The sequence below is a fragment of the Geomesophilobacter sediminis genome (assembly GCF_016458275.1).
GTDB lineage: Bacteria > Desulfobacterota > Desulfuromonadia > Geobacterales > Geobacteraceae > Geomesophilobacter > Geomesophilobacter sediminis.
Genome location: NZ_JAEMHM010000012.1, coordinates 196,983 through 203,722, shown reverse-complemented (window position 1 = coordinate 203,722; position 6,740 = coordinate 196,983). Strand labels below are relative to the sequence as shown.

General features: G+C 65.3%; 5 protein-coding genes. All 5 read right to left on the bottom strand.

The genetic code is table 11. From position 1 onward, the window contains the following. Positions 1-61 precede the first annotated feature (61 nt). The 5 genes from JFN93_RS15880 to JFN93_RS15860 all read right to left on the bottom strand — a co-directional run bounded on the left by JFN93_RS15880 (position 62) and on the right by JFN93_RS15860 (position 6,736). Positions 62-709, bottom strand: coding sequence for a response regulator (locus tag JFN93_RS15880; RefSeq protein ID WP_236021762.1), 648 nt, complete (start codon positions 707-709; stop codon positions 62-64). Next, on the bottom strand, positions 709-1,737 hold the full coding sequence (locus JFN93_RS15875) for a PAS domain-containing sensor histidine kinase (RefSeq protein WP_199385079.1): 1,029 nt from the start codon (positions 1,735-1,737) through the stop codon (positions 709-711). The genes JFN93_RS15880 and JFN93_RS15875 overlap by 1 nt, the downstream gene beginning before the upstream one ends. A gap of 122 nt (positions 1,738-1,859) precedes the next feature. Continuing rightward, the gene (locus tag JFN93_RS15870) at positions 1,860-3,416 is read right to left on the bottom strand and encodes a response regulator (protein ID WP_199385078.1); all 1,557 of its coding nucleotides are present in this window, start codon (positions 3,414-3,416) and stop codon (positions 1,860-1,862) included. Next, on the bottom strand, positions 3,388-5,655 hold the full coding sequence (locus tag JFN93_RS15865; RefSeq protein WP_199385077.1) for an ATP-binding protein: 2,268 nt from the start codon (positions 5,653-5,655) through the stop codon (positions 3,388-3,390). Before JFN93_RS15865 ends, JFN93_RS15870 begins: the two co-directional genes overlap by 29 nt. Before the next feature lie 73 nt (positions 5,656-5,728). Then, positions 5,729-6,736: an NAD(P)H-dependent glycerol-3-phosphate dehydrogenase gene (locus tag JFN93_RS15860; RefSeq protein ID WP_199385076.1), complete on the bottom strand. Its 1,008-nt coding sequence runs from the start codon at positions 6,734-6,736 to the stop codon at positions 5,729-5,731. Between the last annotated feature and the right edge of the window lie 4 nt (positions 6,737-6,740).

Genomic DNA, 6,740 nt, shown 5'->3' with positions numbered 1-6,740 from the left:
GTGTTTTGGCGAACTGAATATACCACAAGTAGCTCTCCGAGCCTTCTTTTTTATCGATCAACTATGGGACAGCAGTGGGCTCGCAGTAGACGCCGGTGACGAAACGAAAGGGCTGCTCCTCCGGGAGGGCGTCGCCGAAGAAGACCCGCTCGATCGGTTTGCCGAGGACCTCGACGTAGTTGCAGTCGAAATAGGCGGTGACCCGGGCGTTGCAGCGGACGATGTGCCCTTCCGGGTCGGTGACCAGGATCAGGTCGGAAACGGCGTCGAAGGCGGCCTCCCACTCGGCCTTGGCCCGGCGCACCTGGCTTTGCGAACTCTGGTACTGGCGCCGTTCGGCCGCCTCGCGCAGTTCGCGCTCCACGACGGGAACCAGCCGCGCCAGGCTTCCCTTCATGACGTAGTCGCTGGCGCCCCCCTTGAGGGCGGCCACCGCGAGGTCCTCGCCGATCTTTCCCGAGACGATGATGAAGGGGATGTCCTTGCCGCTTTCCTGAAGGATGGCAAGGGCCGCGGAGGCGTCGAAGCCGGGCATCCGGTAGTCGGACAGGATGACGTCCCAATCCTCCTCCACGAGCGCCCGGCGCAGGTCGTCGGCCGTCTGTACTCTCTGGTGGTCCGGCTTGTATCCTCCCCGGCTCAGCTCCCGCAGCAGCAGCAGGCTGTCTTCCAACGAATCCTCGACCAGCAAAACCCGCAACGACTTCATCAATCCCCCTGCAGGGTGAATCGAAAGACGGCTCCCCGTCCTACCTCGCCTTCACCCCAGATCCTTCCTCCGTGGCGTTTCACCACGCGTTGTGCAATGGCCAGTCCGACGCCGCACCCTTCGAACTCGTCGGCCCGGTGCAGTCTCTGAAAGACCGCGAAAAGCTTGTCCGCGTACTCCATGTCGAAGCCGGCCCCGTCGTCGCGGACCAGGTAGACCGGCTTGCCGTCCACCTCTTCCACCCCGAATTCGATCCGCGCCGCCGGTTTCTTCGAGGTGAACTTCCAGGCGTTCTCGATCAGCGCCTCCAGGAGAACGCGGAGGAGCTTCGCGTCCCCTGGGGCGGTCACCCCTTCCCGGATCACGAATTCCACCTGGCGCTCCGGGGTGGCATGTTTGAGCTCCAGCGAGATGACCTGGGCGATCGTGCTCAGGTTCACCGGTTTGACCTGCATCTCCTGGCGGGCCACCCGGCCCAGGCGCAACAGGTGGTCCAGGATGTGGGCCATGCTCTGCGCCGCGCGGGCGATCCGCGCCAGGTACTCCCGCGCCTCGTCGTTCAGGGTCGCGGCGTAATCGTCGAGGAGCGCCTTGGAGAAGCCGTCGATATGGCGCAACGGCGCGCGCAGATCGTGGGAGACCGAATAGCTGAAAGCCTCCAGCTCCTTCTGCGCCGCGTCGAGTTCGGCGATCTTGTCCTCCAGGCAACGCTCCAGCTCCGCCTCGCGTCCCGGTCCCGGGGCCTCGCGCAGCTGCACCAGCCGGGCCGGTTTACCCCCGAAGCTGACCGGGCGCTCGCTCAGTTCCAAGAAGATGGCGGAGCCGTCCTTCTTCAGGTGGCGCCGATCCCCTTCCGGCGCCAGCCGGCGCGGCGTCAGGGAAAGAAACTCGGCACGCTGGTAGCCGAGCAGGGCCAGGGCGGCATCGTTTACCGCCAGAAAGGCCTGGGTTTCCGGATCCCGGACCCACATCGGGCGCGGATCGCTTTCGAACAGCTCGCGGTAGGTCGCATCTTGATCAGGCGCCATATTCCTTCTCCAGAACGGGTGGTTTAGGTGCTGCGGCTGCTACGACCTTGGTGACGGCAAGAACCTATAAGGACACCAGGGACGGAAGGGACCATTGTCCCCCGTCCGTGGTCGATTGTCCATTACCCCTCTTCTTCCTCTTCCGCTATCGCCGGGAAAAGCAGCGTGAACACGCTCCCCTTGCCGAGCTCGCTTTCGGCCCAGACCCAGCCGCGGTGCGCGTCCATCGCCTTGCGGCAGAAAGCGAGCCCCAGGCCGGTGCCGCGGGTCTTGCCGAGCCGCCGGTTTTTCGCCTGCACGAACCGGTCGAAGATGGTCTCCAGGGCATCGGCGGGAATCCCGCAGCCGGTGTCGCGCACCCGGATCCTCACGTACGGCCCCCCCTGGGGAAGGTCGCGGCTGGCGTAGCTCAGAGGGGAAATCCGTGCGGTGGCTTCGTCGATCTCCTCCACCACGTCCAGGCTCACCTCGATCTCGCCCCCCTCCTGGGTGAACTTCACCGCGTTGGTCAGCAGATTTCCCAGGACGCGGGTGAAGGAGCTCCGGTCCACCAGGATGTACGGGGCCTCCGCGTCGATCGCCTCGATGAGGGTGACGCCGGCCCGCTCGGCGATCGGCTGAAAGCGCTGCAGGCTCTTCTTCACCAGCGCCGCCGGGTCCTCCTCGCGGAAGGAGAGGCGCATCTTGCCGGCCTCGAACTTGTGGATGCCGAGCAGGGTGTCGATCATCTCGACCATCTCCTCGCAGCTTTCCACCGCCGCGTTCAGGTACTCGCGCTGGTCGTCGTTCACCAGGCCCAGCTTCTCCTCCCGCACCAGGTCGATGGAGCCGACCACCGCCGTGATCGGCGATTTCAGGTCGTGGGAAAGCATGCTGACGAAATCTTCCTTCTCCTGCTCCAGCTCCTTGAGTTTCGAGACGTCGCGGGCGATCTCCACGCTCCCCACCAGCCAGCCGTCCGCGTCGCGCAGCGGCGAGGCGCTGGAGAGGACCGGGAAGGTGACGTCGCCGGCATGCATGATGTAGCCCACGTCGAGGGAGGGCTCGCCGCTCTTCAGGACGGTGCGGATGGGGAGCTCCCCGCCCGGGATGTCCCCTTTGAGCACCTCCTCGACCGGGCGCCCGATGAGCTCCTCCCGGGGGAGGCCGAGCACGGTCTCGGTTTTCCGGCTCACCGCGATCACCCGCCCCTCGGTGTCCACGGCGACCAGGAGGTCCGCCATCCCCTGGAGCACCGCCTCCATCTTGCGCCGCTCCTCCTCGAGCTGGCGGGCCAGGCGGCGGTTCTCCTCACGGGTCTTGCTCAAGGCGATCGCCTTCTCCACCTTCTGGAGCAGATCGTCGGTGGAAAAGGGCTTGGAGATGTAGTCGAGCGCCCCTTTTTTCATGGCGTCGACGGCAATGTCCTCACTGCCGTGGGCGGTCATCATCACCACCGGGGTTTCCTCCCCCCGGGCCCGGTCCTGCTCGGACAGCCGCTCCAGCACCTGGAGCCCGTCCAGGCGCGGCATCTTGATGTCGAGGAGGATCAGGGAGAAGTTCCTGCGGGCGATCTCCTCCAGCGCTTCCACCCCGTCGCGCGCCGTCACCGTCTCATAGCCGGCGTCTTCAAGCTGCAGTTTCAGGATGAGAGCGATATCCGCTTCATCATCAACAATGAGTATCGTTTCCCTTTGCATGCTCCTCCTCGATGATCGGTACTGTGAAGCTGAAGGTGTTGCCGAACTCCTTTGCTGCAGTGTAGAAGATCCTGCCGTGGTGCCGCTCGACGATCTCCTTGCAGATAGCGAGCCCCAGGCCGGTCCCGCTCACCTTCTGGCGGTTGGCGGTCTCTATCTGCTGGAATTTCTTGAACAATTTTTCCCGGTCGACCCATTTTATCACCTTGCCGCGGTCGGAAACAGAGAGGGTTACGTAGTTCCCCTCGTGCTCCGCGGAGACCATCACCACCTTCCCCTCCGGAGAGAATTTCACCGCGTTGGAAAGGAGGTTGGTGATCACCTGGATCAGCCGGTCCCGGTCCCCCAGGACCATCGGGAGATGGTCGCCGACCGTGTTGACGATGGTGATGCCGTGCCCCATGGCGTAGGAGCGGATCTCCTCGACGGCGTAGGCGGTCGCCTCGCCGATCCGGACCGGGTTGAAGTTGAAGGCCATCCCCCCCGATTCGATCCCGGAGATGTCCAGGATCTCGCCGATCAGGCGGATCAGCCGCTCGGTATTGTTGAAGCAGACGGTCAAAAGCTGCCGCTCGGTGTCGGTGAGCCACTTGCCCCGGTTCAAGAGGAGTTGCAGCGACCCCTTCATCGAGGTGAGCGGCGTCTTGAGTTCGTGGGAGACGGTGGAGATGAAATCGGTCTTCATCCGGTCCACCTCCTGTTCCACGGTGACGTCCCGGATGGAGAGGACCGCCCCGGCGAAGGCGCCGGCTTCGTCGAGAAGCGAAGAGAGGTGGACCGTGAGCCGTTTCCCCTTGACCACGATCTCCTCTTTGAGCCCGGAGGCTCCGGTCTCCCGGACCTCCTCGATCCGCCCCGCCAGCGGCGTGAACCCGCCGATGTCGCAGACGTGCTCCATGGTCTGCCCCACCACGCGATACGGGACCAGCTCGAACATCTGCTGGGCCGCCGGGTTGAAGAGGATGACCCGGTTGTCGGCATCGGTCACCACGACCCCTTCCGCCATGCTGGTCAAAACCGCCTCCAGCCTCCCCATCTCCATGGTGAGGGCCCGGGTCCGCTCGGTGACCTTCTTCTCCAGCTGTTCGTTCAGCTCCTGGAGGTCCTGGGTCTTGAGGGTGATGATCCGGTCCCGCTCCTGGAGCGCCCCGGCCATCTTGTTGAACGAGCCCGCCAGCAGCCCGACCTCGTCATGGTACCGTTCCTCGACCCGCTGGCTGAGGTCCCCCTCCTGGATCCGGGCCACGCCGCGGGCCAGCTGGCGCATCGGTCCGGTCAGGTGCCGGGAGGCGACCAGGGCGAGGAGCACGGAAGCGATGATGCCCAGGGAGGCCGAAACCAGGATGTTGGCGAGGTTGGTGTTCCGCATCTTGTTGTACCGGCCGGTGGATACCGAAACCGAGATCGAACCGACCAGTTCGCCCCGGCTGTTCAGCAGCGGATCGATCACCGTCTCGTACCGCTGTCCCGCCAGTTCCACCTCGCCGTGGAACTGCTCACCGCGTTCGAGGATCTCCAGGATCGCGCCGGTCAAGGGGGGCGCGGTGGAAAGGTCCCCCGCAAAACTGGTGGAAATCTTCTGGGCGCGCTGGGTGACCGCGATCTCCACGTCGCGCCCGAAGACCTTCCGCATCGCCTCGGCCATGCTCCCGTCGTCGTTCAGGACGTCCCCGGTCAGCATGCAGCCGAGAATGTTTCCTTGCCGGTCGATGACCGGAACCGCCATCGTCACCATGAGGAGCTCCCCCTGCAGGGGGCGGAAGGCCCGGCTCCCCTCCACCAGGGACGCCGGGACGATCTCGGTGGAGACGACCACCTTTTTGCGCGCCATGGCCTGGTCGGCGATCGCGGCCAGCTCCTTGACGGGGTTCCTGGTGTCCAACCTGCCGGCGATCACGTTTTTCTGGGGGTCCACCAGAACCATCAGTTCGAGGAAGGGGAGCACTCCCTGCCACCTCTTGATGCGGTCGGCGCACCAGGCTCGTTCCCGGGCCGCGATGTGCTTTTGGACGTTGCCCGAGTTGAGCGGCTGCAGCAGCGAGTAGCGGACGATCTCGGTGCGGTCCTGGAAAACGGCACGGGCGTACTTGAGGTTGGCTTCGAGGCTCTTCTCGATCTCGGTGCGGGATGCGTCCGAGAGGGTCTTCATGGTCGAATAGAGGAGGGTGGAATAGGAGAGGAGGAGGATGGCCAGGATCGACAGGAGCAGTTTGGTCCGTATGCCGAAGCGAAGCTGCATGAAGGGTCCCTTTGCTAGCGGCGCACCGGCGCGCGGCTGCGCTGCCGCCTCGCCGGTGCGTCTGCCATCCTCGTCAGGCCTTTTCGGCCTTGGGGTTACGAGCCATCAGCTCCAGGACCGCCTCGCGGGCCGGCTTGTCCTGGTACAGCACGCGGTAGGTCATCTCGGTGATCGGCATCTCCACGCCGAGCTTCGCGGCAAGGTTGAACGCGGACTCGGTGGTCTTCACCCCCTCGGCCACCATCCGCATCTCGCCGAGGATCTCGGCGAGGCGCCGCCCCTGGCCGAGCTGGTAGCCGACGCTCCGGTTGCGGGAAAGGTCGCCGGTGCAGGTGAGGACGAGGTCCCCCATGCCGGCCAGCCCGGCGAAGGTGGCGTGCTGCGCGCCGAGCGCCAGGCCGAGACGGGTCATTTCGGCGAGGCCGCGGGTGATCAGGGCGGCGCGGGTGTTGTAGCCGAAGCCGAGGCCGTCCGAGATACCGGCGGCGATGGCGATGACGTTCTTGATGGCGCCGCCGAGCTCCACCCCGACCACGTCGTCGTTGCGGTAGACCCGGAAAAAGCCGGTGTTGAACACGTGCTGCACCCGGTGCGCGACTTCCTCGGATGCCGAGGCGGCGGTGACGGCGGTCGGCATCTCCTGGGCGACCTCGCGGGCGAAGCTCGGCCCGGAGAGGACGGCGAAGCGCGCGTAGAGCTGCTCCGGGAGGATCTCGCGGTAGACGTCCGAGACCACCTTGAGGGTGTCGAGTTCGATTCCCTTGGAGGCGCTCACCACGATGGCGTCGTCCGGGATGAACGGAAGCGACTTGCCCATCACGGTCCGCACCAGCTGGGAGGGGACCACGCAGAGCACCATGCCGCAGCCGGCGTAGGCATGTTCGAGGTCGCTCGTGTAGCGCAGCCGCTCGCAAAGCCGGATTCCGGGGAGGTAGAGGTCGTTCTCACGGTCCTGGCGCATCTTGGCGACCAGCTCCGCCTCGTAGGCCCACAGCGTTACCTCGTGCCCCTTCTTGGCCAAAAGATCGGCCAGGGTGGTACCCCAGCTCCCGGCGCCGATGACGGCGATTTTCTCAGACATGCTT

Bases quoted from the DNA above. Each gene is read 5' to 3' on its own strand.
- JFN93_RS15880 (WP_236021762.1), bottom strand. From the start codon at position 709: ATGAAGTCGTTGCGGGTTTTGCTGGTCGAGGATTCGTTGGAAGACAGC.
- JFN93_RS15875 (WP_199385079.1), bottom strand. From the start codon at position 1,737: ATGGCGCCTGATCAAGATGCGACCTACCGCGAGCTGTTCGAAAGCGAT.
- JFN93_RS15870 (WP_199385078.1), bottom strand. From the start codon at position 3,416: ATGCAAAGGGAAACGATACTCATTGTTGATGATGAAGCGGATATCGCT.
- JFN93_RS15865 (WP_199385077.1), bottom strand. From the start codon at position 5,655: ATGCAGCTTCGCTTCGGCATACGGACCAAACTGCTCCTGTCGATCCTG.
- JFN93_RS15860 (WP_199385076.1), bottom strand. From the start codon at position 6,736: ATGTCTGAGAAAATCGCCGTCATCGGCGCCGGGAGCTGGGGTACCACC.